Origin of the sequence: Roseicyclus marinus (assembly GCF_036322625.1) — a bacterium.
GTDB classification, from domain to species: domain Bacteria; phylum Pseudomonadota; class Alphaproteobacteria; order Rhodobacterales; family Rhodobacteraceae; genus Roseicyclus; species Roseicyclus marinus_A.
Map to the genome: position 1 here is coordinate 2,751,133 of NZ_AP027266.1, position 26,785 is coordinate 2,777,917.

A 26,785-nucleotide genomic window follows, 5' to 3' on the forward strand; every position below is an offset into this window, starting at 1 on the left:
GAACGAAAACGGGGAGAGACGTCTCCTCAACGCACTCTCCCCATCATGCCTTTCAGGTAGCATGGATTTGTTGCAATTGTCGAAAGGAAAAGTGTTGCAACACTTTATGCAGCTGCAGCATTGAGCCGCGCCGCAATCTTGGTCAACGCGAGCTTGTGCTGCCGCCAAGCGGTGCTGCGATCCACGCCCAATTCGTAGGTGATCTCCTTCCAGGGACGGCGGGCCGCTCTCCACCAGATCAGCCGGCGTTCGTCTTCGTCTAGCCACAGTACCCAGTCAAAGGTTTGCTCCAGCCGCGTGATGGCAGCGGTCGAAGGGCGGACACGCATGGGCTCGGGCTCCATCGCGAGGATCTCCTTTTCCGACCGCACGATCTGCGGCCAGGCGTTGAAGTATGCCTGCACTTTCACCGGCGGCAGCTTGCGCAGAGTGCGGAACGCCTCCTCGAAATGATCTGCGACGTCGTCGGCGGTCCAGATGTGGTCAGCCATGACGCACCTCCCTGCATTCGACACGCTTGCCATAAAGCTTTGTGCCGAGCTGTTCGACCAAGGCGCGCTCTGGCCAAGTCAGCCGGTGGTCGTTGGCGCTCACTGCCAACACACCCTGTTCGTGCCAGCCGTCCCGTTTGACTTGTTCAGGATCGCGGCGCTGGCCGCCATAGCCTTTGGGATAAATCCTCATGCTGCACCTCCCCGGCTTTCCAGGGCCCAGTGCAGGATGGCGATGGCGTCGGCCTCGTTGTCGTCCGCTGGGCTGTAACCACGCGCACGGGCGGCGGCGATCATTGCCTCTTTGGATGCGTTACCCTTACCGGTGGCGTGACGCTTTATGGTGCCCACGGGAACGCCCTCGTAGGGAATACCGCGCAACTCAGCCCATGACGTCAAAGTCGCCATGAGGCCACCGTAGATGTGGCTGGCATCGGTCCCTGCGTGACGGCGCACTTCCTCGAACCAAATCGCATTAATCGGACCGGACAGGCGGTCGAGTTCTGTTAGCCAGTTCGTGAAGCGCAAATAGCGCATGCCGCCGCCATCGAAGCGACCGGGGCGGAAGCTGGCTGTTCCGGTGGTGATCAGACCGTCATAGCCGCGCAGGGCCCAGCCGGTCGTGGTGCCGAGATCAAGGGCAAGGATCGTCCGTGCCGGTTCGGACAGCGACGGCGTTTTCAGGGTTGCGTCAGGATTGACGCTCGGGAGAGTCGGGTGAGCCATGTGCGGCCTCCTCTTCTGGTTGGCTGCTCGGGTGGAAGACGACGGCGGTTGATGCTTGGCGGTACCGGCCGCCGTCGTCGGATCAGAATGCAATCCGCACCATGTGGTGGCCCCCGCGGCTGAGCCTGACGTACGGGAGGAGAGGCCAACCCCAAGGGGTGGCCTCCCCATACGTAGTATGGGGGCTTCCTCTTCTTCCTCATCGAGACCATACAAGTATCTGCTTTCATGTGATTTTTTCCCGTTTTTGATGACAGAGGGGTATGACAGAGGCCTCTGTCATATGTCATCGCTAAGGCATTGAATTTATTGAGAATATGACAAAGTCATGAGGATGACAGAGGCCTCTGTCATATGACAAAGTCACTCATCCGCCTCCTCCGGATAGACCCAGACAGCGGGGTTCTCGACTTCCCTGGCACGGCCGGAATGGGGACATTTGAAGTGGGTTGGCAGGACCACTTGCCCCTCATCCAAGACCTCGCCAGTCTCAGGATCGATGGTTGGGTCACGCCCGAAACGCATGTCCTCCACAACCAGATAGCCGAAATGCGATCGGGTCGCGGGGAAGCCGAGTTCGGCCAGATCGCGGCGGAATTTCACGAACCCCTTTGTCGCCAGGACACCGAGCCGCTCGCGGATAGTGAATTGACTGCCAAGGCCGCGCTGGTTCTCGAAGGCTTCTCCCAATTGGGTCGAAGTGTAGAGCCGGCCCTCAGCCGCCTCATCGAGGAGAATGGCCAAGATTACGTCGTGCTTACGGGCCCTTTCGGCATCATGTTTAGCCCCGACCTCGGCGCGAACGAGCCTCTCGTTTAACGGGTTTTGTTCGACCCACTCACCGTTGACCTTATCGATGAGCTTGCCCGGGAGTGCCGGGCCGTTACGCAGCTCGATCTCCAGCCTGCGCATGCTGCTGTCCTCCTCGGGCCGGTGCATGAGCAGCCCTGAGGTGTAGAAGCCGCGCAGCGCGCTGGCGCCTGAGAGCGCAAGGAACGGGTCTTCCTTCACCTGCGACTTCGACGCCTTCCGGGTGTGGTGGGCGAGAATGATACCGGCATCCGGATTGACCGCCTCGCGCAGGGGCTCCACGCGGTCCTTCAGGAAGAACATCATGGCGGTGTTATCGTTTTCACCGCCCCCTTCAGGACCGCCATCGAAGAGGTTGCGGATCGGATCGATGACAATAACGTCGGGCGGCGCATCTGGGAATGCACTACCAATTGCTCCCGCCGCCCGCGCGACGCCCTCGGCATCAAGCAAGATTTGCAGCTTGGGCGTGGCGATGAAGGTATCACGCGCAGCGGCGATGACGGTGGATGGCAGCGCGATCTGCTGCATGCGTTCGCGCAGGTAGTGATACTGGATCTCGGCCTGCAAATAGAACACGCGTAGCGGCCGAGGCGGTGTAAAGCCAAGGAACGGCACGCCCGCTGCCATGTGCACGAGCCAGGAAATCAGGAAGTCGCTTTTGCCAACCTTGGGCGCACCGCCCAGCACCAAAAGCCCGCCCGGCGTCAGAACGCGGGGCGCAATGATGTCCTCGGGCATCGGGCTGGTGTCATCAAGCAGCGCACCAAGGCTGATGGATGGTAAAGGACCAGCAGATGTATCGGCGCGGGGCAGTCGCAGGAGTGGCGGGCCATTTTTTTTGACATGCAGCGCCCAAAGGCGTTCGGACTCTGCCTGGAGGCGGTCCAGAGGCCACGCCGGGCGCAGCATGGCCGCGTTGTAGCCGCAGATGGCCTCCCAGCCCTCGGCTGGCTCAAGGCGGCCTTCGTGCACCAAGCGCACATAATGGCCGATCGCGGCACTAGCGCCCTGAAAGCGTGACCAGTCGTCAACATCGCCTTCCCGAACCGCAGTGGTTAAAACGGCCTCTACGGCGGGCTTTGACGGCGCAGTGGAAACATCGCTCGCAAAACCCACACCGGGAAGCGGCGGCATTTCGGCGACCCGCTCGGCAAAGTCCGATAGGTCTACGTCCACTTCACGATGTTCACGGATCTGCACAAGACGCTGGTGGCCATGCTTGTGATAGACCGTGCCCGGTACCCGGATCGGCTGATGCGCCGAACGAAAATGCGTGTCGCCACCGACCTTGACGGCGATGTCACCGCGCAGACGGCATAGGGTGGCGAGATCATCACCCTCAATAGGCTCGGTCAGTTTCCACCACACATGGAGCTTTGCGGCGCCCTCGGGCGTACGGCCACCGCTTTCAATAACAAGCGTTGGCGCCCCAAGGTGGCGGGTAACATGGTCGAGCTTGGCGGGAATGTCGCCGGCATCAAGGTCAACAACAATGGCCTGCATTTGCAGCACATCAGCAGCACGCGCCTGCCCCTGCTCGGCGACAGTGCCCGGGATGACATAAACAGCCGCGGCCTCGCGATTGGCCCAGGCCGCGAAGGTCGCAAATTTCTCCGGCGCTGTCGCGTCAGCCGCGATCCAGATATTATGCGGCTTGCCGTCCCGGCCCTGCCCTTTGTCGACAAAGCCCCGGAGCGGGATCAGCCCCTCACACCAGCTAAAGACGGTGTCGAGAAACACGCTGATCTGTCCAGGGTCAGGGTCGCAGCCAAACGGGTTCTCGGATGGTGGGCCATCGTTGAAGTCCATCCAAGGGTTGAAGTGCAAAACGCCGTCATCGCTCATGCAGGCGCCCCCCAACACCGATCTGCCCAAGAGCAAAACCGGCATTCAAAGAAATCCTGATTGACCGTGACCCGTGGCAGAAGCTCGCCGGCATCGGTCGCCTGCAATATCCGCACGCCCCGGTCGGACATCCGCTGCGCGAGATCGGCATCGAAGGGCACAAGCTCGTGGTGAAGCTCGGCCGTGTCCTTGTTGATGGCAGTGAAGAGCGCCGGATTGGCGGAAATCCCCGGCACCTGCGCCTCCATATAGGCCTGATAGACGGCGATCTGGGCGGCATAGACGGGTTTCGATTTGGTCACGCCGTCCTTGACGCAGGAGCGCCAGTTCTTCGCGTTCATAGTCTTGCATTCCCAAAGCGCGGGAACGGCAAGGCCGAAGCCTTCGGGCCCTGCAGCGACAATGCCGTCGACATGACCGCGAATGCGGCCCCCTGCGACCGAGAAACCGAACTGACCACCGTCGGGGCGGTTGCCCTTGCGGGTATAGAGATCAAACCCTGCCTGGCGGAGCCAAGCGACGGCGAGGTCCTCGAGCACATGGCCGATGGCAAAGATACGCAGTGACTGGCCGCTGAACTCCTTGCCATCGTCCTTCGGCGTGGCCATGAATTCGAACTGCAAGGCGCGCTCACAGGCATGACCGAGACGAGAACCGCCCAAGTAATCGCGGGGCGTGCGCGTGGCCTGATCGGCCGTCAGCGCGTCGTCCACAGCTTCAGTGACGCGATCAGCAAAGCTAGGCTTGTGGTTGAAGTCCAAAGTCAAAATGGCACCTCCGGCGCGTTTGCCTTTGCAATGTTGGACATGGCTTCCCGGAAGCCCTCGACGGCTTCCTCGATCAGGGCGCGCACTTGCGCCTCTGTGAGGTCGGCAAGAGGCGTGCCCCAGCCGATTTCCTCCATGAGAAGCGCCACACGCTTCATCGTGGCGGTAATTGCGGACCGCTCTTCGTCGGTGAGATCAACCATGGCGAAACGCACCCGGGCCAAGCGCGTCCAAGAGGACTGACACGGCATTGAGCAAAACCAGACCGATGGCCGGGGCCGTATCGAACGGACCGGATCGAACCAGCCAAAACCACGGGTGGGTTGCCGGCAGACAGCACAGAGCGTCCCACGCGGGTGCCAGAGCCTGCGCCGCTCCTCGACGCTGGTTGGGTTTGATGACGTCATGGATCATGCCGCCCTCCGATTGGGGCCTGCCGCGCCATTGATCAGCTGGGTGATGCCATGCTTGTTGAAGCCGAAGGTCATGAGGGCCGAAGCGCGATACCGCGTCAGGCCAAAGTCATGCCGACATTCAGGCGGCAGGTATTTCAGCTGATTTTCGGTTGGCGCTTGCCCAAGCCATCCGCGCGTCTTGAAGGCGCTCTCATCGGTCTCATGCGTGTTCAGCCAGTCATCAGCCTGTGCGAGGCAGACCGCGCGCTCGCCGACACCCAAGAGGTGTGGACGCACACCCTTAGCTCCGCCGATCGCGTACCAGACCCCGTCCTTCCAGAAGATGCCGCCCCACCCCTTGAAGCCCGCCGCCATCAGCGCGTCATCGTTTCCGAAGAAATCGACCCAAGCGAAGCTTGAACGCTCCAGCAGGTCGATTTCGGTCATGATGAAACCAGACAGCGGCGCGGCGGCGCTTCCCTCACCGGCGCTCTCATCCTCGCGCGGGAAGGCCTCGCCGCAGAGCGGGCATTCGGTGGACGCGAGGGGAATGTCCGCCTCACAACAAGGACAGGTCTTGGTGGGCGCGTCACCACCCTCCGCCCTACCATCGAGATCGACGTCCTGTTCCAGCGTGCCGTGGATCAGGCTCGCGGTCCCGAAATCCAGCACGATGCAGTCGGTCTTGACGATACCAGGGTGTTCTTCCGGATCGACCGTGCGCAGACCACGCCCGACCATCTGGATCATCGTGCTTTTGAAGGAACTTGGGCGCAGCAGAACCACACAAGATGTTGGCGGGTGGTCCCAGCCTTCAGTCAGCACCGCCACGTTGACGATCACACGGATCACACCATCAGCGTAGTCAGCCAGAATGGCCTTGCGGGTCTCGGCCGCGAGTTCGCCATGGATCAATGCGGCAGGAACGCCAGCGGCCTTGAAGGCCTCGGTGACATTTCCGGCGTGATCGACTGTGGAGCAGAAGACGACAGTCTGCCGATCGCCTGCCTTTTCCTTCCAGTGGCGGATCACCTCACCGGTAACTGGCGCGCGGTCCATAATCCCCGCGACCTCAGCCATATCGAAATCCGACATAGTCTTGCGCACAGCACGCAGCTCGTCTTGCACGCCGACATCGATGACAAAGGTGCGCGGTGGCACCAAATGGCCCGAGGCGATCAATTCGCCCAAGCGTACCTGATCAGCGACATTGTCGAAGACCTCGCGCAGTCCCTTCTTGTCACCCCGGTTCGGTGTCGCCGTGACCCCGAATATCCGGGCGTCGGGATTGGCATCGCGCACGCGGTCGATAATGCGGCGGTAGCTGTCAGCCACCGCATGGTGCGCTTCATCGACGACCAGCAGATCGAGGCGCGGCATATCCGCCAGGTTCGAGGCACGCGCCAGCGTGGGCACCATGGCAAAGGCGACTTGGCCAGCCCATGACTTTTCAGTGGCGTCGATCACCGAGGTTGAAACCCCGGGCACGACCCGCTGAAACTTTGCGCGGTTTTGCGCGGTCAACTCATCACGATGCGCAAGCACGCAGGCCCGCGCACCGTCGGCAATCATCTCGCCGGTGACCGCCGAGAGCATGATCGTCTTGCCCGCGCCGGTGGGCGCAACACCTAGCGTGTTGCCGCGGGCGGCAAGCGCAGCAACGCTGCGCTCGACAAAGGTCTTCTGGCGGGGACGTAAGCGCATGGCCAATCCCCCTCACTGCGCCCAGCTCGGCCGGCCGGCATTGCCGGGCTCGGACACAGGCTGGCTGGTCTGGGGGGAGGCCGCAGGCTGTTGCGGTGCGAGACTATTGAACGATGCTGCAGGGCTTTGCGGGGCCACGGCGCCCATCAACCCCGCATACTCGCGGTGATCAGGTGTCACCGCTGCGCGGATCTCGTTCTTGTCATCGCCATTTGTGTCTTGGCCAACATCGATGCGGGCGATGAACTCCAAACCATCGAGATCACCAAAGCCATTGATCCGGCGGCGCAGCTGAGCCTCGGGCGAGGCATCCTTGTCGGACACGCCGCGCGCCGAGTTCAGGATGCCACGGATCATACCGCGTCCCATATTGGCCCAATCAGGGCCCTTGGGACTGTAGAGGCCGATCAGCGACCAGATCTTGCGCCGGGCAAAAGGGCCCTCAAGAACCGTGTATTCGGCGTCAAGATAAACGGCGCCGGTTGCGGCGCGGCGCGCCCAGCCACCTGTCCAGCCTTGCGAGGCGTCATCAAAGCCGCCCGGACGCAGGGTCAGGCGCACCTTGGCAAGCGTACCTTTCGGGATGACGTTGGTGTTCGATTGGGCGGAGTTAAAGTCGTTCCAGGGTCCGGACATGTTCGCGGCTCCGTATCTGTTGATGGGGGACGCTCAGGGGCGTCAAAACGGAAAAGCCAACCCGGAGCCCCGATCGGGACACCGGGTGTCGCGGCAGGGTCTCAGCCGCGTTCAGGCTCGTTTGTTGGCTCGACTGGGGTGACCGCAGGCCATGCGAGGCGCGTTGAAGCCGGCGCCGACGGGCGTTGGATTTTTTCCATCAGGCGGCCGAGATGCGGGGGTTCGACCAAATCGAGCCGCCCCGAGCGGTCCTTTGCTGGAAAGCCCCACTGGTTCAGCGTCTGGCAGACAAAGGCCCGCTGAAGCTTGCCGTCGGCATCGGGAATGTCGGCCATGGTCACGACCTGATCGACGATGCCCGGTAATTCGAGCCCGGTTTTTGAGCCGTCGATCTGCGGTTGAAAGACCTTGCGGTTAAAGTCGTCGAGTTTCTCGTCGAGGATGCCCACGAACCAGACATGCTTACCGCGCGTATGCTGGAGATGCGTAAGCCATGCGATCATTTCGCGGCCGTGCAAACCATAGGCGCCCCGGATGTCGGGCTTGCCGGTCTTTTCCGAGAAGGCTTCCGGTTGCCCGCGACACCATTGAAAGCAGAGACGCCCTGCCACGGTGATCGAGTCGATAAAGACCGCCAAGTATTTTTCGATCACAGTTGGGTCGCCGTACCGGCCGCAGACCTCATCGAAATGTGCCTGGCTGTAAGGCTGGTCGTCGCGCAGCGCGGGGTTCGGCCCGCCGATGAACACTGCGAAATCGCGGCATTCCTTCCATGTGCGCGGCCGGAGCGTGTCGATCTCCAGACCTTCGACGGCAAGGTCGCCGGCTTCCAGGTCCAGAAACAGCGTGGTCGGGGCATCCAGCGTCCACAAAAGCGACGTTTTTCCGATACCTGACCGACCAAAGATGACGCCCTTGATGCCCTTGCGCTGCGCAAGCCTTTCATCTGCACTGATGATGGGGAGGCTCATTTGCGCACTCCCTTGTTCAGCACCACGTCAGTGGCACGGTCAGTGCCACGGCATCCGGCTTCGCGCGCAAGAGTGTGCAGGCGCCGCAAAGCAGATGCCCGCCCGACTGCGGCGGAACTCTCGCTCTCGGCTGCAACGATTGCGAAGGCGATGTCATCGACCGTCGCATCCAGCAAAGCCAGTGGGGCGCGCTGCGGTTCACCCTTGCGCAATGGGAAATTGATGGTCTCGGGAAGGTCTTCGAGGCTGTAACTCGCCTTGCGAAGACGGGTGATATCGTCCGGCTGTTCCGGCATGGCCTTGCTCCTTGGGAAGATGAAATCGAGGAGGCCCATCACACGGCCTCGCTGGGGTCTGGCGCCGGCTCGCTGACGTAGATCGCCAGAAGCGGCGTCCCGTCGGCATGGGCGCCGGCGTCCTCGATCTGGTAATTGCGGTTGGGCTCGCAGACTTCGGTCAGTTCCCAGCGGCGAAAGAGCCCCGGGAGCCGACGGTAATTCTCGAGCGACAGATCGGCAGTGCTGTTCATGCGTGTCTGCTTTCAGTTGGAGGGACGGCGCTCCGGGCGCTCAAAGAGAAAAAGCCGCCGGTGAGACAGGATCGGGACATGTGCTCAGGGGATTTCCAAAAGCGCCTCGCGCAACTTGCGCAGTGCACGCTGGTAGCGTTTGCGGGCCGCTGCTTCTGTCAGGCCAAGCTCGGCACCCGCCTCAATTTGCGAGTAGCCTTCGATCGCCACACGGATCACCAGCAGCGCATCTGCGCCGAGCAACTTGTGCAGGTCGTTTGGAAACGCCGCGTCTTCAGCCAGAGGCTGGGGCCCGATGTCATCAGCTGTGAGCTCGTCAGGCTCCGTCCCACTGGACAGGTTGGCCCGCGCAATTTCCCGGTTGCTTGCCCGGATCATGTCGCGCTCGACATTCTTCAACACGGTTGCCGCGATCCAATTGACGCGGCCCAGATCAAGCCCGCGCACCGCTTCAATGGTCCGCGCCAAGACATCAGAGGTGATCTCGTCTATTGTGCCCAGCTTCCGCCCAATCGACCGCCGACGGATGGCGTCGAGCCCGGGCCAGAGCGCCAGCAGCAGCACTGTCAGTGCCGTGTCAGCGGTTGGGTCATTAGCCTGGGCCGCTTGAATAAGCGCTGCGAGGATGCGGTTTTTCTTAGCCGCATTGCCCGTGTTGCAGTGCAGCGCATCGAGCGCAGCCGCGGGGTCGCGGTAGGGTTTCAGCGCGGCCTGGGAAACCCGTATGGCATCAAAGCCGCGCTGAAAACCGATCGTAGTCGAAGTAACCGTGAGCTGATCACGGATTTCGTGCCATGCGAGACACATTGGACGCCTGCCTTACGGCCAGGCGTCCAGCGCCTTTTTATGGCCAGGTCAGGACGTCACGCGTCTCTGTGTTTTCGGGAAAGTTGGGAGCGCGCGTTGCCGCGCGTTCAGGCTTTTGTCTTCGCGTTCAGCGCACCGCAGTTGGGACAGGTCGCGTAGACCGGAAAGCCGACAACATAGTCGAGCGGCTTACGACGGATCCGCATCTGAGCGCCGTCGTCCTTACCAAGTAGGCGCTGGCAGTCCTGACAACGCCAGTCATGGCAAAATGCAGATTCGGCGCCGACACCTCGGTTGTGCCAATTATCTCCCGGGGCATGGTAACCCCGCCTAAAGTTCATGTTCATCAAGGGGCCTCCTTTTCGAGCCGGTTCACTTGGACAAGCGGTCGGGATCGGAGCCACGCTACACGCAGCTCCGTTTGGATCATCTCTGGTGGCGCATCGCCTCAGAGAGCGCTTAAGGGGTAGTGCTCACTTTCACGCGGGATGTGCGACGTCTTCCGCCGCCCGGCATGGCGGCCGCCTTGCGTTTGCGTTTACGCTCTTCACGTTCGGCGATGAAATCAGGCGCGATTTCGGCAAGGCGGTTAACAAGACCGGACAAATCGTACCGATTGTTCTCGCGCCCCCCGCTATCACCATAGTAAGCCACGCGGGCTAGAAGACCCGCCTCCTCCATTTGCTTAATATATCGCTGGATCTGCCTCTCGCTGATGCCGAGGCGGTCGGACAGCTCCGCTTTGCTCGGATAGGGCGCGCGACTGGCATCCCACCAATGTTCGACGATCTGCAGCAAAACTGCGAGTTGCGACGGGTTCAGGCCCAATCGCCGCTGTGCGCGCAACAAAATTGATGGCACTGGACAATAACCAATCTTCGCCACGTTCGCACCCCAACGGGCAGCAATCGACTTGGATCCTTTCCCAGGAACAGCCGAGACCTCACCATCAGTGTTTTCTTGATTCTGCTCTGACATTTGTGCTCTCCTTGTCGAGGAAAATGAGGGACGCGGCGCCCGCCCACAAGAGGGGGGTGTGCAGTCATTCATGACTAGAGGGCTATAGACGTTGACGGCTATAGGGAAAAGTCGCACATGTCTCCTGAAGTAACATGAAGTTATGCAGACGAACGGAAAGGTAAATAAACAGTAGAATTACCCATAGACGAATCTGACCAGTGGTATGCAGCTTCGCCAGAATTTTTTTGACGATGGAAAGCGGAACCTGATGCCGTGAATGGCGCACAGAGTCCCGATTTGTCCCATTTTGTTTGTTTGGCTGGCTTTTCCTCTTCAGACGCTGCTCGCTTCGAGTGGTGGAGAGGCAAAACCGAGATGCAAAGACCCAACCCCCTGCACCCCGACCGGATGACAGCGCATGAGCGCCGCACCGAGCTCTATGGCCTGTTGGCCACCGCCGTGGCGCGCCTCGCCGGCCGCGATTGCGACCATCCATCCCAAAATACTGGAGACGGTTCGCTACACTTCGCGGGCCAACAGAGCGGTACTGCAACTCCGACTCAGAGGAGATCTGCATGACCACAGATGAACCCATCTTGGCGCGTCTGGCCGCTTTGAAGGCCATGTCTGTCAATGAGCTAAAGGCTGAATGGCAGGCGCTCTACGATGCGCCAGCGCCGAACAATAGCCGTACGTTTCTGGAAAGCCGTCTGGCCTATCGCATCCAGGAACTGACCTATGGCGGCCCCGACAGGCAAACGCGCCGCTTGCTGGACCTTCTGGCCGACGAAGTCGAGGGCACGCTGACGCGCAAAGCGCAGATTGCCGATCCCCGAAACCCCGTGGTGGGCACCAAGCTCATCCGCGAATGGAATGGCGTCGCCCACACGGTTACCGTTCTCAGGGAGGGCTTCGACTGGGATGGTCGGCGCTACAAGTCGCTGTCTGCGGTGGCGCGAGCCATCACGGGCACGCGCTGGAACGGCTATCGGTTCTTTGGGCTACGGGCCGCCACGCGAGGTGAGGCATGAAAGACGTGGCCGCAAAACCCGCCCGACGCCTTCGCTGTGCCATCTACACCCGCAAATCGAGCGAAGAAGGGCTCGATCAGGAGTTCAACAGCCTCCACGCCCAGCGGGAGGCATGCGAGGCTTACATCGCCAGCCAGAAGTCTGAAGGCTGGGCGCTGGTGCGCGATCAGTATGACGATGGTGGCATCTCGGGCGGCACACTAGAGCGCCCTGCCCTGCAACGACTTCTCGCCGACATTGAGGACGGGCTGGTTGATGTGGTTGTTGTTTACAAGATCGACCGTCTCAGCCGCTCACTGATGGACTTTTCCAAGCTGGTCGAAGTCTTCGACAGGAACAGCGTGACTTTTGTTTCCGTCACCCAGTCCTTCAACACGACCACATCGATGGGGCGATTGACGCTGAACATCTTGCTCAGCTTCGCCCAGTTCGAGCGTGAAGTCACCGCAGAGCGCATCCGCGACAAGGTGAAGGCCTCGCGCATGAAGGGGATGTGGATGGGCGGGCCGGTGCCATTTGGCTATGATGTCCGCGACCGCAAATTGGTGGTGAACCCAGATGAGGCCGCAAAGGTCCGTATGGTGTTCGAGCGTTTCGTCGAGGTCGGATCAGCCACGGTGCTGGCGCGGGACCTTCGCCGCGATGGCTTTCGCAATAAGCAAGGCACACTCATCAACAAGGGCTACCTCTATCGCCTGCTGAACAACCGCGTGTATCGGGGCGAAGCTGTGCATAAGGGCGTGGCATATCCCGGTGAGCACGAGGCCATCGTCGATGCGCGGCTATGGGATCAGGTTCATGACATTATGGGCGAAAGCCCACGCAAGCGGGCCAATAACAGCCGGACACAAACGCCAGCGCTGCTGAAGGGCTTGCTGTTCACTGCCACTGGCGCGGCAATGACCCCATCCAGCACCAAGAAGGCTACGCGCCGGTATCGCTACTACGTGTCTATGGACCTTCTGAAGAACCGTGAAACGCCTGAGGACGGCATCCCGCGGAGATTGCCGGCCGACACTGCTGAGACCGCCGTAATCACGGAAATTCGCCGTGTCCTGCGCACGCCGGAAACAACGGCACAGGTCATTGCCGCGCTCGACCGCGAGGACATCCCTGAAGCGGATGCCATTGACGCGCTGCAGCAGTTTCCCAAGCTTTGGGATCAGCTCTTTCCGGGCGAACAGGCCCGGATCATTCAGCTGCTCGTTCGGCGCGTCACAGTGACTGATGAAGGCCTCGTCATTGACCTGCGCACCGATGGGATAGCCGGTGTCATGCGGGAGATGATGACCCCACGCCCGCTTGAGGCCGCGGAATAATGGCCGCGCCCGACACCATCCAGGTTTTTGTGCCCCTCAAAATGCGCAAGAAAAACGGGCGGCCTAAGATCCTGCCGCCTGCCGACTACCTGCCCAGCGAGGATAACACCCAAGACCCACACATCCTGCGCGCCATCGGCCGCGCCTGGGCCTGGCGGCGGAGAATGGAGGCCGGCGAATTCGGCACCGTGCGCGACCTGGCAATCGCCGTGAACCTCGCAGAACGTCATGTCAGCAGGCAGTTGCGGTTGGCGTATCTGGCCCCTGAGGTGCTGAAACGGCTGGTGTTTGGGCGGGAGGTCACGGCCGTTACGGTTATGCAATTGTCGGAGTGCGCAGGATTGCCGTGGCCAGATCAGGCGCGGGTGGTGTTCGGGACAACCAAATAACGCGATCGGCCCATAGCGGCCGGTCAGCGAAATTCGCAGTCTTCACCGGAGCGGTCATTCGATGAGCTCGAAAATCATGGTTAAAAAACAGCCTCCGGTTCGCTCTGACCGCCGTTGTAGAATTTAGGTTCAGATGATCTCATTCTCGGGCAGAAATCGTTGGGTAAGGACGGTTTCCTGCAACAGCATCAGACGATGGGCATTCTTCATGTGCGAAGAAAGGATCTGCCGCGCTGCATCCTCATCCCCTGCGCGCATAGCCGCTACTAGGCGCGACTGATATTCGCGCCCAGTTGACCAGAGCTCCCGGTTGGGCTGGGCGTAGAGACGGCGGGAAACCGTGATTTCGGCCAGCATGTTGGCGGTGAACCGGATCAGAAACCGTAGGAGCGGATTGCCAGACATTTCAGCCAGCAGGGCATGGAAGCGCAGCGACGAGATATGCTGTTCGCGCTCTTCTTCTGGCGTGCGCGCAGGTTCCGAATACGAGGTCATAACATCTTCCAGCGCCGCAAGCTGGGTCTCGGTCAACCGCCCCGCCAGCCTGGCGGCCAGTTCCGGCTCAAGTGCCTCGCGTATCTGGTAGATGTCGTCGATCGTCAGATGCTGGAAGAAGAAGTAGTTGCCCAGAAGCGCTGTTGCCCGCTCTTCCGAAACCTGATGGACGAACACGCCACCACCCGGCCCGGTGCGCGACTTGACCAGCCCCTGCGCTTCCAGAATGCGGATCGCTTCGCGGATCGTGCCTTTGGCCATCCCGAACCGCGCGATCAGCTCCAGTTCCGACGGCAGACGATGACCGGGCTCCCAGCCGTTCGCCATCACCCAGGACTTGATTTCCTCGGCAACCTGTTGTGGTCGCGATAGGCGTTCAGAACTCTCCGGGGTGGTGGCAGGCGGCAAACTGGTCTCCTTCGATCCGCCGCAGTTTTGGCACTTCGGCGCGGCATATATCGGACACGCGCGGGCATCGCCCTGCAAACGCGCAGCCCGAGGGCGGGTTCAGCGGATCGGGCAATTCGCCTGACTGCGCCCCACCGAGGGGACGGCCGACGACAGGTGCCGAGTCCGCCAAGAGCTTCGTATAGGGATGGCGCGGGGCCGCAAAGACTTTTTCGGCGGGGCCGGTCTCAACCAATGACCCGAAATAGAGCACGGCTATCCGGTCGCTGACGGCCTCGACCACAGCCAGATCGTGGCTGATGAACAGATAGGTCAGGTTCAGCCGTGCCTTGAGCTCGGCCAGCAGGTTCAACACCTGCGCCTGCACCGAGACATCCAGCGCCGAGACGGGCTCGTCCAGGATCAGGATGCGCGGGCTGGCTGCAAGCGCCCGGGCTATGCCAATGCGCTGCGCCTGCCCGCCGGAAAACTCATGCGGGTAGCGCGACAGGAATTCGGGGCGAAGGTTCACCGCCTCGAACAACTCGGCAATCCGCGTGTCCAGCGCCGGCCCATGCAGCCCGTGCAGGTTGCGCAAAGGGGCCTCGATGATCTGCCGGATCGTCTTGCGCGGGTTCAGGCTGGAGACCGGATCCTGAAACACATACTGGATCAGCCGGCCAAAGGCGGCGGGGTCGGCGCGGTCTAGCGCGCGGCCCTCGATCTCGATCTGGCCCGATGTGGGTGGCAGCAGGCCGACCAGCATCCGCGCCAGTGTGGACTTGCCGCAACCGGATTCGCCGACGATCCCCAACGTCTCGCCCGCGCGGACCTCGAAGCTCATGGGGTTCACGGCATGGACGCGGGCCTTGGGCGGGCCGAACAGGCGCTTGCCGATCGCGAAGGTCCGGGTCAGATCGGTGATCTTCAGGGCAGCGGTCATGGTGTGACCTCGGGGAACAGGCAGCGGACCTGCCGGAGGGCCCCGGTCAGCGAGATGTTGCCTTGGCGGCAGCCAGGCTTGGCCTTGTCGCAGCGTGGCGCAAAAGCGCAGCCGGGCGGCAGGTCATCGACCGCTGGCGGCAGACCGGGTATGGCTGCAAGTGCCCGACGGCCCCCGCCCAGTTCGGGCACGCACGCAATAAGGCGTTTTGAGTAGGGATGAGCGGGGGCCGCTAGTACCCCTGCCGTCGGGCCGGTTTCCACGATCCGACCACCATACATAACCGCCACCCGGTCGCAAAGCTGCGCGACCACGCCGAAATCATGGGTGATGAACAGGATCGCCAGTCCGCGGGATCGCCGCAACTCGTCCAGAAGCGCCAGAACCTGCGCCTGTACCGTGACGTCCAGCGCCGTAGTGGGCTCATCAGCGATGATAATGTCGGGATCATTGGCCAGCGCCATGGCAATGCCGACGCGCTGGCGCATGCCGCCCGACAGCTCGTGCGGATAGGCGCGCGCGCGTTCGACCGCGTTGGGGATGCGCACATCGTCCAGCAGCTTGACCGCGCGGCTGTGGGCTTCCACGTGGCTGACGGGTTCATGCACGCGGATCGCCTCTATCAGTTGATCGCCGATGCGGTAGAGCGGGTGCAGGGTCGAAAGCGGGTCCTGAAAGATGTAGGCCACCTTGCGCCCGCGCAGGGACCGCAGCACCTCATAGGGTGCGCCGATCAAGTCCTGTCCCTCCAGCCGCACCGCACCGCCGGTGATTACCCCGGGGGGCGAGGCAACGAGCCCCATCACCGACAGCGCTGTGACCGACTTACCCGAGCCGCTTTCACCGATCAGCCCCAGACATTCGCCGGGGTTCAACTCAAGCGACACCTCGTTGACCGCCCGGTATATGCGCGGGCCGACGTGGAATTGCGTCTCCAGCGCCTCGATACGCAGCAGACCCTCGCCCTGCGCAGTCGGCCTCTGCTTGCGTTCCACCCGCGTCGCGGCCATTGGCCGGCTCAGCGCGCCGGAACGCAGACGTGGATCAAGCGCGTCGCGGATACCGTCGCCCAGCAGATTGACCGACATCACGATCAACAGGATCATCACGCCGGGCACAATCGAGGTATGCGGCGCGGTGATCATGGCCGCGCGCGCCTCGCCCAACATCGAGCCCAGGTCTGCCTGCGGTGGCTGGCTGCCAAGGCCGAGGAAGGACAAGCCCGCGGTTTCCAGGATCATCCAGCCGATGGTGGTGGACATAGCGATGACCACCACGGGCACGATGTTCGGAACGATTTCGGTCAGCAGGATGCGGGTGTTGCCCATGCCTGCAAGCCGGGCGGCATCGACAAATTCGCGATGCGCAATGCCCACGGTTACGCCGCGGATGTTGCGTGCAAAAAAGGGGATGTTGACGACAGCAACAGCGACCAGCGCGTTGAACAGCCCCGGCCCCAGCACAGCGACGATCGCCAACGCTAGAAGGATGTAGGGAAAGGCCATCAGCATATCGATGCCGCGCATAGTCACATTGTCCGTGCGCCCGCCAAAAAAGCCGGCGATCACCCCGATCGCCGCGCCGATCAGCCCCGCAACCAGCGCTGCCGCGAATCCCATCGCCAGCGATAGGCGTGTGCCCCACAAAAGCCGCGATAAGAGATCGCGGCCGAGATGGTCGGTACCCAGCAAATGCCCCTCAGACAGTGGGCGCAAGAAACGGTTGGCGGTGTTGGTTTCATTCGGCGGTTGCAGCGGCAGAAGGGGCGTCAGCAGCGCCAGAACCACGATGATCCCTAACACGACGGCCCCGAAACCAGCCAGCCTGTTGCGGAACAGAAGACGCAAGAACAGGCTCATGTCTCGTTCTCCATTATGTCTTAATCCGGGGGTCGAGCCAGGCCTGCGCCACGTCCACCAGGATGTTGAACCCAACATAGCAGGCGGCGATGAACACAACGCCGCCCTGCACCAGCAGGATATCGCGTTTCAGGATCGCATCGACCAGCATCCGGCCCACCCCGGGCCACTGGAACACCATCTCGATATAGACCGCGCCGGACAGCACGAACCCCGCCTGAATCCCGAGCACCGGGATGATCCCCACCATCGCTGCGCGCAGGGCATGGCGCCAGATCACGCTTCGCTCGTGTACACCCTTGGCGCGGGCAGTGCGGATGAAATCCTGCCGCAGCACCTCCAGCATGGCGCCGCGCGACAGCCGCGCGATGACCCCGGTTGCCACCACCGCCAGCGCCAGCGCCGGCATCGTCAGATGGCGTATCAGGTCGTGCAGATCGCCCCCGCCCCAGATCGAATACATCCCCGAGGCCGGTAACCAGCGCAGCTGCACGGCAAAAAGCAAAATCATCATCATGCCCAGAAAGAAGGACGGCACCGAAATGCCCAGGATGACTACAAAGGTGATCGCCTTGTCCGCTAGCCCGTATTGCCGCGCCGCCGAGACGACACCCGCCGCTATCCCCAGTAGCGAGCACAGCACGAAGGCGGTTCCGGCCAGGATCAGGGTTGCGGAGAACCGGTCGAGGATTTCATCGAGAACGGGGCGGTTCAGCGCAAAGGATCGCCCGAAATCACCCTGCAGCAAATTACCCAGCCAAATGAAATACTGCTGCCATAGCGGCCGGTCGAGGCCAAGCTGGCGGTTCAACCGCTCGACATTCTCGGGCGTGGCATAGGACCCCAAAATCGCGGTAGCCGGATCCCCGGGGATCATCGCCATGATCAGGAACACGATCACCGTGATGCCGAGCAAGACAGGCACCGCCGACAGCAGCCGTTTCAGGATATAGCCACCCATTGAACAGCGCTCCCCGCGCTTGCTACTCTGTCTGCCTCATCTTGCCCCAAATACCCTCAGGGTGGGTCCGGGGGGCGCGAGTGCCCCCCGGGATTTGGATCAGTTCTTGCTTACGTCGTCCAGCAGCAGGAAGAAGGATGGCTCGAGCGAGAAGCTCGACACGCGGTCCGAGGTAACGGCGTTCTGCATCCAGTTCGCCACGAAGACCCAGGGCGCATCCTGCTGCACGATGACCTGCATCTCGCGGTAGAGCCGCGCCCGCTCGTCCTGGTCGGTGGCCACGCGTGCGGCTTCGAGCAGGGCGTCGACCTCGGGATTCGAATAGTAGCCCGAATTGAAGCCTCCTTGATCCGGCCAGGCGGCGGTCCGCAGCGCTAGGAAGGGCAGCGTGTCGGGGTCATTAGTCATCCACGCCATCTGAGCCATGTCTGCCTTGCCCTGAAGTCCGGGGTTCACCTGACCAAGGAAGGTGTTCCATTCGTAAGTCTCGATCTGGACGTCAAACCCGACAGCGGCCAGATCGGCCTGGATCGCCGTACCCATTGCGACGGGATCAAGCATACCCGACCCGCCTTCAGTGACATAGAAAGTCAACTGCGCTCCCTCGGCCCCCGCCTCGGCGATCAGCGCGCGGGCGCGATCGGGATCGTAGGGATAGGGTTCCAGATCGTTGTTATAGGCCCAGGCGAAGGCCGGCGGCGTCGGGCCGGCGGCTACAGTCGCAGTCCCTTCAAGAACGTCGCGCACGATCGCCTCACGATTGATCGCGTAGTTCGCCGCCTGACGGACGCGGACATCGGCGAACGGGCCTTCTAGCGCGTTCAGTATCAGGAACCAGACATGCGGGCCGGCCTGTTCGTGGACCTGGTAACTCCCACCCCGGAACTGCGGCAGTGCGACCGGCGGAACTTCGACCATTACGTCGATACCGCCCGACAGCATCTCAGCCACACGCGTGTTGGCATCGGTGATCGGGCGGAAGACTACAGCCTCAAGCGCAGCGTTATCGCCCCAATAGTCGTCGTTACGGGTCACAACGACGCGTTCGTTTGACTGCCATTCGGCGAAGCGGAAGGGGCCGGTGCCCGAGGGGTTACGACCGAAATCAGCACCGTGCTGCATAACGGCCGCAGGCGAGACAATCAGGCCGGTAGGATAAGCCAAGTTTGACAAGAAAGGCGCATAAGGCTCGTTCAGCGTGAAGCGCACGGTGCGAGCGTCCAGTGCCTCGACCCCGGAGATCGCGCTGAAGAAGAACGATAGCGGGAAGGGGCCGGTGTTATGGTAAGGGTGATCCTCGTTCAACATGCGCTCGAAGTTGAAGACCACGGCCTCGGCATCAAGCGCGCTGCCGTCATGGAACTGTACGCCGTCGCGCAGGCTAAAGGTGTAGACGGTTCCATCCTCGGAAATTGTCCAAGACTCGGCAAGCCCAGGCTCAACCTCAAGCGTGCCCGAGGCATAACGCACCAACCCCTCGTAGACGTTCATCAGGATACGGAAATCGTTGACGGCAGTCACAGCATGTGGGTCCAGCGATTGCGGCTCGGCAATCTGGCCTACGACCAAAACACCCGGCGGGGTTTGGGCAGTAGCTGGAGCGATAAGCGCAGAAGTGGCCAAAAGCGCGGCTGTCAGAACCCCAAAGCTGCGGCGGGTCAGTGCTGAAAAGGCCATATCGGCTCTCCCTGTTGGTGGTTTCTTGCTCGCTATTTATCATGATCATTTGCGCTCGTCAAAATTTTCATGATAATTAGACGGGACGAAAGGAAACAACCTGATGACCTTCTCGATTCTTGCACAAGATTTGAACACGGGCGCATTCGGAGCAGCCGCGGCGACAGGATCTCTCTGCGTCGGCGGCTGGGTCCTGCGGGGTGATTCGCGCGCTGGATTGTCCGCTTCGCAAGGCGCGGCACCCTCGCCGATGTGGGGCGAGGACGTGCTGGACCGGATGCGAGCAGGCGAAGATGCGAAGGCCGCGCTGGATGCGGTGGTCGGGGTCGATAGTGGACGCGAATGGCGCCAACTCGCCGCCCTAGATCGACGGGGCGGCACGGCTTGCCACACGGGGGAACAAAACACGCCATGGCGCGGATCGCTGATTGCGCCGGGCCTTGTTGTGTCGGGCAACCTTCTGACTGGACCCGAGGTTTTGGAGGCGCTGCGAAACACCCATCTTAACGCGGCTGGTACGCTAGCTGAGCGTTTACTGGCTGCATTAACTGCGGCGGAAGCCGCTGGCGGAGACACACGCGGTCTGCAATCCGCAGCACTCCTAGTCTTGTCTGATGACGCCCCACCACTGAGCTTGCGGGTTGACTGGTCGGAAGAACCGATCACCGCCCTGCATAACCTGTACAGACGCAGCCAGACCGGGGATTACGCGGCATGGTTACCCAGCGTTCCGACCCGCAGCGATCCAGAGCGTGGCTATGCCTGAGACGGATTGGGGTGCGCTCGCCCGGCATTGGCTGGACCGACTGGCTGCCTGTTCAGAACTTGGCCCCGGCGTAACGCGCCTACCATTTACACCTGAACATCGCGCGGCGCTTGCAGTGCTGACCGAGTTAATGGAACAGGCCGGGCTTGCCGTTCGCCTGGATGATGCGGGCACGCTGATCGGTCGGCTGGCTGGACCCGTGGGTGCGCCTGCGCTCTTGATGGGGTCGCATCAGGATTCGGTACGCGAGGGCGGCGCCTATGACGGGATCATGGGTGTCGTTCTGCCGGTCCTTGCGCTGACGAAGCTGCGGCAGGAAAGCGTAACCTTGCCGTTCACGGTCGAGATTATGGCGTTCGCGGACGAGGAAGGCGTGCGATTTCCGACAGCCCTGATGGGACCCCGCGTCCTGACCGGAACATTCGACATGGCCGCGCTGAACATGCGCGACCGCGATGGCATCACCCTGCGACGTGCGATGGAGGACTTTGGGCTGAACCCCGATACCCTGCCAGGGTTGAAGCTTGATCCCGCGCAGGTTTTGGGCTGGGTCGAAATTCATCTGGAACAGGGCCCTGTTCTGGAGGCGGCGACCCAGGATATCGGCATTGTCACTAGCATCTGCGGCATCGAGCGGCACATGGTCACGCTGACCGGCCAGGCTGCGCATGCGGGCACAATGCCGATGCAACTGCGCTGCGATGCGCTGGCCGGGGCAGCAGAACTGACCCTGGCCGTCGAAACTCTGGCGCGAAAAACCAAAAGCCTGCTGGCGACAGTTGGTGCCTTGCAGGTTCGCCCCGGCGTGGTGAATGCCATCCCGGGCGAGGTGGCGATGACCCTGGAGATCCGCGCCCCCGATGATACCACACGCGAGGAGGCCGGGGCGGCACTGACGCAAGCCGCCCGTGACATCGCGCGCCGTCGGGGTCTGGGGCTGGACATCTCACGCAGCTATGCCCAGCCGGCGACGCCCTGTTCACCGGGGCTGATCGAACGTCTGTCGCAGGCTGTCGAGACCGGCAATCGTAAGGGGGCCAGACTCATGGCCTCTGGCGCCACACATGATACCTCGGCCATGGCCTCACTTTGCCCCGTCGGCATGGTGTTTACCGCCTGTCGGGACGGCGTTAGCCATCATCCAGACGAGCATGTCGTGGATGGCGCGATGTTGTCGGGCATCCTGACGCTCGAGCGGTTTTTGCGACAATTTCAGCAAGCTGATCCTGCCGCCCTGGAGTCAGCCAATCAGTCCCTACACAGCCGCAAGCCTTAATCTTGGCGGTTGGCGCAGAAAAACTATGCGATATCGGCGCAAGTTAGCGCTTGGTCCATTCAGATTGTGAATGAAGCCGCTCACCACTACCACGAATGACTGCTACGGCGGACTATGCGCCGGTCGTGGTACAACGTCACAGTCAGCTTTCCGCCCTTCGCGAGGACAACGCACTCCAAGTCATGATATACTGCCCCTGTCGGAAAGACCGAAGAAGGGCGGGCAAGGTGGACAGGAGGTACTCCCATGTCCGTCGATCTTCTTCCCGTCCTGCGTCCTGCTCGAATTCCCTGGAACAAGGGCCGCATCATCGGCCAGAAACGCCCGCTCCTGCCGCGGCATGTCTGGTCCATCAGGGTCCGCCTCGAAATGGCAGGCAACACGCGGGACCTCGCGCTGTTCAATATGGCCGTCGACAGCAAACTACGCGGTTGCGATCTCGTCAGCCTAAGGGTGCCCGATGTCTTTGCCGCCGGGCGCGTCAAGGAGCGGACCTCGATGATCCAGAGCAAGACCGGCAAGCTGGTTCGGTTCGAGATCACCGAGACCACTAGGTTGTCCCTAGAGCGCTGGATATCCGACCCGGAGATGATCGGCCTCGACTTCCTGTGGCCCAGCCGGATTCACGGCAGCCCGCACGTGTCGACACGGCAGTATGCCCGGATCGTCCGGGGGTGGGTGATGTCGCTCGGCCTCGAGCCGAGCGCCTACGGCACGCATTCCATGCGACGGACCAAGGTCGCACAGATCTACAAGAAGACCGGCAACCTGCGCGCGGTCCAGTTGCGGCTGGGGCATACGAGGATGGACAGCACGGTGCGCTACCTCGGTGTCGACATCGAGGACGCTTTGTCCCTGTCGGACAGCATCGACCTCTGATCAACTTTCCCGACCGGCACACCATGCGCCGGTCGGCCCAGAACGAAGATTGGTTGAGGGTCTGGTGAAGGGTAGTTTGACGTCAGAGACGCGCCCGTGGACGTGAATTATAACCACGAAAATATATTCAAGTCTAATACACCACCTCGGGCAAGCCCCCAAGAAATGCCTTTGCGACGATGTCGTGCAGGTCATCCCATACGCTGGGGGCTGCCCCCATGGTCAGCCCAAGCCGCGCGTCGGCCGGATAAGGATGGATCACGCCACCCGCTTCGCGGATCATCAAAAGCCCGGCAAGACTGTCCCACGGGTTCATCCCGGGTTCGACATACCCCGCGAGCCGCCCAGCCGCGACACAGGCCAGCATATTGGCCCCCGACCCGTTGCGGTAATACATCCCGCCCGTTTCCATCAGACGTCGCAAGATGTCGGCCATCACGGTGGGGTCGCACCGGTCAGAGGCCCCCACGGCAACCAGCCCCTGGTCGATCCGCTTGCCCGCGTCAAGCGACAGACGAACCCCGTCAAGCCTTGCCCCATGCCCGGCACGGGCGGTGAAATGTTCGCCCGTCACGGGCACATCGGTCACACCCAGATGCGTCGCCTCGCCCTCAGTCAGGGCCAGCACGACACACCAATGCGGCAATCCCATCAAGAAGGGCACCGTGCCATCGATCGGGTCTATGACCCAAGTGAGCCCCGAGGCCCCGGCGGTAGCGCCGCCCTCTTCGCCAAGAATGGCGTCATCGGGAAACGTGGCCGCGATTTCGCTACGGATCATGTCTTCGACCGCGCGGTCCGCGATGGACACAAGATCCAGCTCGCCGTTCTTGGTCTCGATCTCAAGACTAGCGCGATTGCGGAAATATTCGTTGGCCAATTGCCCGGCGCTGCGCGCAAGACCAGAGGCGAAATCGGCGCGGGCTGACAGGGCATCTTGCATCTTGGTCATCTCACAAGGATCAGATCGGTTGGGTCAAGCTGTAGCGCTACGGTGTCGCCCGCTGCAAGCCGTGGTTCCGAGATCGGGCGAGAGACGAGAAATTCCAAACCCTCGTCCTTCACGACATATTCCATCCGGCTGCCAAGATAGCTGGCCGACACGATCCGCGCCGCGCCGCCGAGGGCCAGCTGAATGCGTTCGGGCCGGATCGTGGCGGTAATGCGGCCATCTTCGGCATCGACCGGCAGTGCCAGATGGGCGGCGGAAAACAGCCCCCCCACAACTTGCCCTTCGATCAGGTTCGCATCCCCGATGAAATCCGCCACAAAGGCCGATGCCGGACGTTCATAAAGCTCTGCTGGGGTGCCGATCTGGGCGATCTGCCCCATCTTCATCACCACGATCCGGTCCGAGACCGCCAGCGCCTCTTCTTGGTCATGCGTGACATAGACGGCGGTCAGGCCAAAGCGCTGTTGCAGGTCGCGGATTTCGGCCCGGACCTTGCGGCGCAGCTTGGCATCGACATTCGAAAGGGGTTCATCGAACAGCAACACGTCCGGCTGCTGGACGATGGCACGCGCCACGGCGACGCGCTGTTGCTGGCCGCCCGAAAGCTCTGACGGCAACCGCCCCTCAAACCCGCCTAGCCCGACCTGATCAAGGATGGCACGGGCGCGGTCGCGCGCCTCGGCCTTGGCAACCCCGCGGATCGTCGGCCCATAGGCGACATTGTCCAGCACGCTCATATGCGGGAACAATGCATAGGATTGAAACACCATCCCCACGTTGCGTTCCGAAGCCGGGTCGCGGCTGACATCGCGGCCCGCGATGCGAACCTGTCCTTCGGATGGCAATTCCAGCCCCGCGATCAGCCGCAGCGACGTCGTCTTTCCGCAACCCGAGGGGCCCAGAAAGGTCACAAGCTCGCCCTTGGCGATGGAAAAACTGATCCGGTCGACCGCTGTGGCGCCACCGTAGCGCTTGACCACGTCGATGAATTCGATGGCCGTTTCGCTCATGCGCAAGTCCTCATTCTGCGGGCGTCGCTGTCGCACGGCCCTGCAATTCCTTCCTTCGGCCCAAACGCCGTGTGCCCACCAAAAGCTGGATCACGACGACACATAGGATCATGACCATCATCAGGATCGCAGAATAGGCGATGGCCAACGCGTATTCCCCGGCTTCGACCCGACCCATGATATAGGCCGTCGCCATGTTGTGCCGCGCGGACACAAGGAAGATGACCGCCGACACGGCAGTCATGGCCGTGACAAACGAATAGACAAGCGCGGTAAAGACCGCGGGGCGGATCAGCGGGAGCACCACGCGACGCAGCGTCGTGGCCCCGCTTGCGCCCATCGTCTGGCTCGCTTCTTCCATCGATTTGTCGATCTGAGCCAGCGCGGCTAAGCCCGCCCGCATACCGACCGGCATATTGCGAAACACAAAGCAGACGATCAAAATCGCCGCCGTTCCTGTGATGTCCACTGGTGGCACGTTGAAGGCCGCGACGTAAGAGACACCGACCACCGTTCCGGGTACCGCGAAGGACAGCATCGTCCCGAATTCGAAAGCGCGCCGCCCCACGAAATCCTGCCGCGCCACCAGCCAGGCGGTCAGGATGCCGATGATGGTGGTCAAGGGCGCGGCCAAGCCCGCCACCCAAAGCGTCGTGATCATCGAGTCCCAAGCCGATCCATAAAGTTCCAGTCCCGTTTCCGCGATTTCGAAACGGAAGGCGGTGATCAGGTGGCTGAAGGTCGGCGTCAGGTCCCAGCGCCCGACATCGGTGACGAAACCGCCCGCAGCGATGATGATGTAGACCGCCAGCGTGAACACAACCCATGGCAAGACTACGGCCAGCACCGCGATCTTGAGAACACGGGGCAAGGGCGCCGCCAGCCCGGCGTCGGATTTGCCCGTAACGGTGACATAACTTTTCTTGCCCATCCAGCGCATCTGGAGCCAGAATGCGACCAGCGTCAGCGCCAGAAGGATCATCGCAAGGGTCGCGGCATTGCCAAGGTCATAGCGTGCGCCCACGACGGCAAAGAATATCTTGACCGACAAAACCTCGTAGCCGCCGCCCAGAACGATCGGATTGCCGAAATCGGCTAGGCTTTCGATGAAGGCAAGCAGGAAAGCCGCCGCAAGGCCGGGGCGCAAAAGCGGCCAGGTGACCGTGCGAAAGGTCGTCATGGCCCGCGCGCCCAGCGTGCGCGATGCCTCTTCCAAGGTCGGATTGATCGCCTCCAGAGTAGACAGCAGCACGAGGAAGGTGACAGGCGCAAATGCCAGAACCTGTGCAATCAGGATGCCGGGCAGGCCATAGACCCAACGGGTCGGCCGCACCTCCATCAGATCGGCTACGAAGCCTGTGACAAGACCCGTGCGCCCAAACAATAGGATAATGGCAACGCCCACCACGAAGGGCGGTGTGATGATGGGCAGGATCGAAATAGCGCGAAGCACGCCTTTCATTCTGAAATCAGTCCGATTGACCAAAAGTGCCAGCGCCAGCCCCAATGCCGTGGCCAGCGTCGCGGACAAGACGCCCAAAACGATGGTGTTGATCACGACCCCGCAGCGACCGCCCCCCAAAAAGCAGCCAACCCCCCATAGGTCGGGCGCCGTCAGCCGCGCCCAGAACAGGGCCAAAGCCAGCGCGCCTTCTGTGTTGACGAAAGCCGCGATGCCAAGGCGTACAATCGGGTAGAACACGAACAACGTCAAAAGCGCCACGATGGCGGTGATGCATAGCGCCGGAAAGCGTTCGCCCCGGCAAAAGCCGCGCGCTGCGAAAAGATTGGACACCAAGCCTATCAAGGCGACCCCGGCCAGCAACCCACCCCAGCCAAGGCCCGTCTGCCCTTCCACTGCGCGCGGAAACAAATCGCCGATCCAATCGGATGACGGCCCACGCAAACCGACGGCAAAGCCTTGCCAAATCATCGCCGCGAGCGCGGCGAACGTCAGACCAAGCGCAAGACCCGATCTTTGCCACCCTTGCCTTATCGCGACGAAAGCCAGGCAGAAGGCGAACAAGATCAGCGGCCAAAGCCAGCCAGAGCCCACAAGCGCCTCGGCCAGAGCCGAAGTGTTGGGCCCCGCCAAAGGACTTGTACCCTTGTACCAGGGCAAAAGCACCAGCGATGCAGTCAGCAGACCGAGCCAGACAGCTCCGGCTCGGTCAGATTTCAGGGTAAAGCGTGACAC

At 61.9% G+C, this 26,785-nt stretch carries 28 protein-coding genes; 6 read left to right on the forward strand and 22 right to left on the reverse strand.

The window, feature by feature from the left end; all coding sequences use genetic code 11:
* Nucleotides 1-104: 104 nt before the first annotated feature.
* The 14 genes from AABA51_RS13220 to AABA51_RS13285 form a co-directional block, all read right to left on the reverse strand.
* A complete protein-coding gene (locus AABA51_RS13220; protein ID WP_338272391.1) occupies nucleotides 105-491 on the reverse strand; it encodes a DUF6362 family protein in 387 nt (128 codons plus the stop codon).
* On the reverse strand, nucleotides 484-684 hold the full coding sequence (locus tag AABA51_RS13225; RefSeq protein WP_338272392.1) for a hypothetical protein: 201 nt from the start codon (nucleotides 682-684) through the stop codon (nucleotides 484-486). Before AABA51_RS13225 ends, AABA51_RS13220 begins: the two co-directional genes overlap by 8 nt.
* A complete protein-coding gene (locus AABA51_RS13230) occupies nucleotides 681-1,217 on the reverse strand; it encodes a crossover junction endodeoxyribonuclease RuvC (protein ID WP_338272393.1) in 537 nt (178 codons plus the stop codon). Before AABA51_RS13230 ends, AABA51_RS13225 begins: the two co-directional genes overlap by 4 nt.
* A gap of 363 nt (nucleotides 1,218-1,580) precedes the next feature.
* Entirely contained in the window at nucleotides 1,581-3,875 is a 2,295-nt protein-coding gene (locus AABA51_RS13235; protein ID WP_338272394.1) for an AAA family ATPase, read from the reverse strand.
* A complete protein-coding gene (locus AABA51_RS13240; RefSeq protein ID WP_338272395.1) occupies nucleotides 3,872-4,636 on the reverse strand; it encodes a hypothetical protein in 765 nt (254 codons plus the stop codon). The genes AABA51_RS13235 and AABA51_RS13240 overlap by 4 nt, the downstream gene beginning before the upstream one ends.
* Nucleotides 4,637-4,638: 2 nt before the next feature.
* The gene (locus AABA51_RS13245; RefSeq protein WP_338272397.1) at nucleotides 4,639-4,845 is read right to left on the reverse strand and encodes a DUF6511 domain-containing protein; all 207 of its coding nucleotides are present in this window, start codon (nucleotides 4,843-4,845) and stop codon (nucleotides 4,639-4,641) included.
* 207 nt (nucleotides 4,846-5,052) lie between these two features.
* Nucleotides 5,053-6,741 carry a DEAD/DEAH box helicase gene (locus AABA51_RS13250; RefSeq protein ID WP_338272398.1) on the reverse strand — a complete coding sequence of 563 codons (1,689 nt, stop codon included), beginning with the start codon at nucleotides 6,739-6,741 and terminating at the stop codon, nucleotides 5,053-5,055.
* Nucleotides 6,742-6,753: 12 nt separating this feature from the next.
* The gene (locus tag AABA51_RS13255; RefSeq protein WP_338272399.1) at nucleotides 6,754-7,377 is read right to left on the reverse strand and encodes a hypothetical protein; all 624 of its coding nucleotides are present in this window, start codon (nucleotides 7,375-7,377) and stop codon (nucleotides 6,754-6,756) included.
* A gap of 101 nt (nucleotides 7,378-7,478) precedes the next feature.
* Nucleotides 7,479-8,348, reverse strand: a complete 870-nt coding sequence (locus AABA51_RS13260) for an ATP-binding protein (protein ID WP_338272400.1) — start codon at nucleotides 8,346-8,348, stop codon at nucleotides 7,479-7,481.
* On the reverse strand, nucleotides 8,345-8,683 hold the full coding sequence (locus tag AABA51_RS13265; RefSeq protein WP_338272401.1) for a hypothetical protein: 339 nt from the start codon (nucleotides 8,681-8,683) through the stop codon (nucleotides 8,345-8,347). The genes AABA51_RS13260 and AABA51_RS13265 overlap by 4 nt, the downstream gene beginning before the upstream one ends.
* On the reverse strand, nucleotides 8,683-8,877 hold the full coding sequence (locus AABA51_RS13270; RefSeq protein WP_338272402.1) for a hypothetical protein: 195 nt from the start codon (nucleotides 8,875-8,877) through the stop codon (nucleotides 8,683-8,685). Before AABA51_RS13270 ends, AABA51_RS13265 begins: the two co-directional genes overlap by 1 nt.
* Nucleotides 8,878-8,961: 84 nt before the next feature.
* A complete protein-coding gene (locus tag AABA51_RS13275; protein WP_338272404.1) occupies nucleotides 8,962-9,684 on the reverse strand; it encodes an RNA polymerase sigma factor in 723 nt (240 codons plus the stop codon).
* Between the two features lie 107 nt (nucleotides 9,685-9,791).
* The gene (locus AABA51_RS13280) at nucleotides 9,792-10,031 is read right to left on the reverse strand and encodes a hypothetical protein (protein WP_338272405.1); all 240 of its coding nucleotides are present in this window, start codon (nucleotides 10,029-10,031) and stop codon (nucleotides 9,792-9,794) included.
* A gap of 112 nt (nucleotides 10,032-10,143) precedes the next feature.
* The gene (locus tag AABA51_RS13285; RefSeq protein ID WP_338272406.1) at nucleotides 10,144-10,662 is read right to left on the reverse strand and encodes a helix-turn-helix domain-containing protein; all 519 of its coding nucleotides are present in this window, start codon (nucleotides 10,660-10,662) and stop codon (nucleotides 10,144-10,146) included.
* A gap of 557 nt (nucleotides 10,663-11,219) precedes the next feature.
* Between AABA51_RS13285 and AABA51_RS13290 the strand changes: the two genes are divergently transcribed.
* The 3 genes from AABA51_RS13290 to AABA51_RS13300 are packed head-to-tail and all read left to right on the forward strand — an operon-like array spanning nucleotide 11,220 to nucleotide 13,383.
* A complete protein-coding gene (locus tag AABA51_RS13290) occupies nucleotides 11,220-11,675 on the forward strand; it encodes a DUF2924 domain-containing protein (RefSeq protein ID WP_338272407.1) in 456 nt (151 codons plus the stop codon).
* Nucleotides 11,672-12,994 (forward strand): recombinase family protein, encoded by a 1,323-nt coding sequence (locus AABA51_RS13295; protein WP_338272408.1) that lies wholly within the window; start codon nucleotides 11,672-11,674, stop codon nucleotides 12,992-12,994. Before AABA51_RS13290 ends, AABA51_RS13295 begins: the two co-directional genes overlap by 4 nt.
* Complete coding sequence (locus AABA51_RS13300; RefSeq protein WP_338272409.1) at nucleotides 12,994-13,383, forward strand: hypothetical protein; 390 nt, start codon at nucleotides 12,994-12,996, stop codon at nucleotides 13,381-13,383. The genes AABA51_RS13295 and AABA51_RS13300 overlap by 1 nt, the downstream gene beginning before the upstream one ends.
* Nucleotides 13,384-13,512: 129 nt before the next feature.
* On the opposite strand, the gene AABA51_RS13305 is transcribed toward AABA51_RS13300, so the two are convergent.
* From AABA51_RS13305 to AABA51_RS13325, 5 genes are all read right to left on the reverse strand, one after another.
* Nucleotides 13,513-14,286: a FadR/GntR family transcriptional regulator gene (locus AABA51_RS13305; protein ID WP_338272411.1), complete on the reverse strand. Its 774-nt coding sequence runs from the start codon at nucleotides 14,284-14,286 to the stop codon at nucleotides 13,513-13,515.
* Nucleotides 14,255-15,208, reverse strand: a complete 954-nt coding sequence (locus tag AABA51_RS13310) for an ABC transporter ATP-binding protein (RefSeq protein ID WP_338272412.1) — start codon at nucleotides 15,206-15,208, stop codon at nucleotides 14,255-14,257. Before AABA51_RS13310 ends, AABA51_RS13305 begins: the two co-directional genes overlap by 32 nt.
* Nucleotides 15,205-17,067 carry a dipeptide/oligopeptide/nickel ABC transporter permease/ATP-binding protein gene (locus tag AABA51_RS13315; protein ID WP_338272413.1) on the reverse strand — a complete coding sequence of 621 codons (1,863 nt, stop codon included), beginning with the start codon at nucleotides 17,065-17,067 and terminating at the stop codon, nucleotides 15,205-15,207. Before AABA51_RS13315 ends, AABA51_RS13310 begins: the two co-directional genes overlap by 4 nt.
* 13 nt (nucleotides 17,068-17,080) lie before the next feature.
* Nucleotides 17,081-18,028 carry an ABC transporter permease gene (locus AABA51_RS13320; protein WP_338272414.1) on the reverse strand — a complete coding sequence of 316 codons (948 nt, stop codon included), beginning with the start codon at nucleotides 18,026-18,028 and terminating at the stop codon, nucleotides 17,081-17,083.
* A 99-nt stretch (nucleotides 18,029-18,127) separates the two neighbouring features.
* Nucleotides 18,128-19,705, reverse strand: a complete 1,578-nt coding sequence (locus AABA51_RS13325; RefSeq protein ID WP_338272415.1) for an ABC transporter substrate-binding protein — start codon at nucleotides 19,703-19,705, stop codon at nucleotides 18,128-18,130.
* Between the two features lie 103 nt (nucleotides 19,706-19,808).
* Here AABA51_RS13325 and AABA51_RS13330 point away from each other — a divergent pair, with 103 nt between their 5' ends.
* From AABA51_RS13330 to AABA51_RS13340, 3 genes are all read left to right on the forward strand, one after another.
* A complete protein-coding gene (locus tag AABA51_RS13330; RefSeq protein ID WP_338272418.1) occupies nucleotides 19,809-20,471 on the forward strand; it encodes a DUF1028 domain-containing protein in 663 nt (220 codons plus the stop codon).
* Nucleotides 20,464-21,747 carry a M20 family metallo-hydrolase gene (locus tag AABA51_RS13335; protein WP_338272420.1) on the forward strand — a complete coding sequence of 428 codons (1,284 nt, stop codon included), beginning with the start codon at nucleotides 20,464-20,466 and terminating at the stop codon, nucleotides 21,745-21,747. Before AABA51_RS13330 ends, AABA51_RS13335 begins: the two co-directional genes overlap by 8 nt.
* Nucleotides 21,748-21,993: 246 nt before the next feature.
* Nucleotides 21,994-22,626: a tyrosine-type recombinase/integrase gene (locus AABA51_RS13340; RefSeq protein ID WP_338272422.1), complete on the forward strand. Its 633-nt coding sequence runs from the start codon at nucleotides 21,994-21,996 to the stop codon at nucleotides 22,624-22,626.
* Nucleotides 22,627-22,759: 133 nt separating this feature from the next.
* On the opposite strand, the gene AABA51_RS13345 is transcribed toward AABA51_RS13340, so the two are convergent.
* From AABA51_RS13345 to AABA51_RS13355, 3 genes are read right to left on the reverse strand one after another with little or no spacing between them, the layout of a single operon-like run.
* Complete coding sequence (locus AABA51_RS13345) at nucleotides 22,760-23,578, reverse strand: inositol monophosphatase family protein (protein ID WP_338272423.1); 819 nt, start codon at nucleotides 23,576-23,578, stop codon at nucleotides 22,760-22,762.
* Nucleotides 23,575-24,588, reverse strand: a complete 1,014-nt coding sequence (locus AABA51_RS13350) for an ABC transporter ATP-binding protein (RefSeq protein ID WP_338272425.1) — start codon at nucleotides 24,586-24,588, stop codon at nucleotides 23,575-23,577. Before AABA51_RS13350 ends, AABA51_RS13345 begins: the two co-directional genes overlap by 4 nt.
* Before the next feature lie 10 nt (nucleotides 24,589-24,598).
* Entirely contained in the window at nucleotides 24,599-26,683 is a 2,085-nt protein-coding gene (locus tag AABA51_RS13355; RefSeq protein ID WP_338272427.1) for an iron ABC transporter permease, read from the reverse strand.
* Nucleotides 26,684-26,785: the final 102 nt, after the last annotated feature.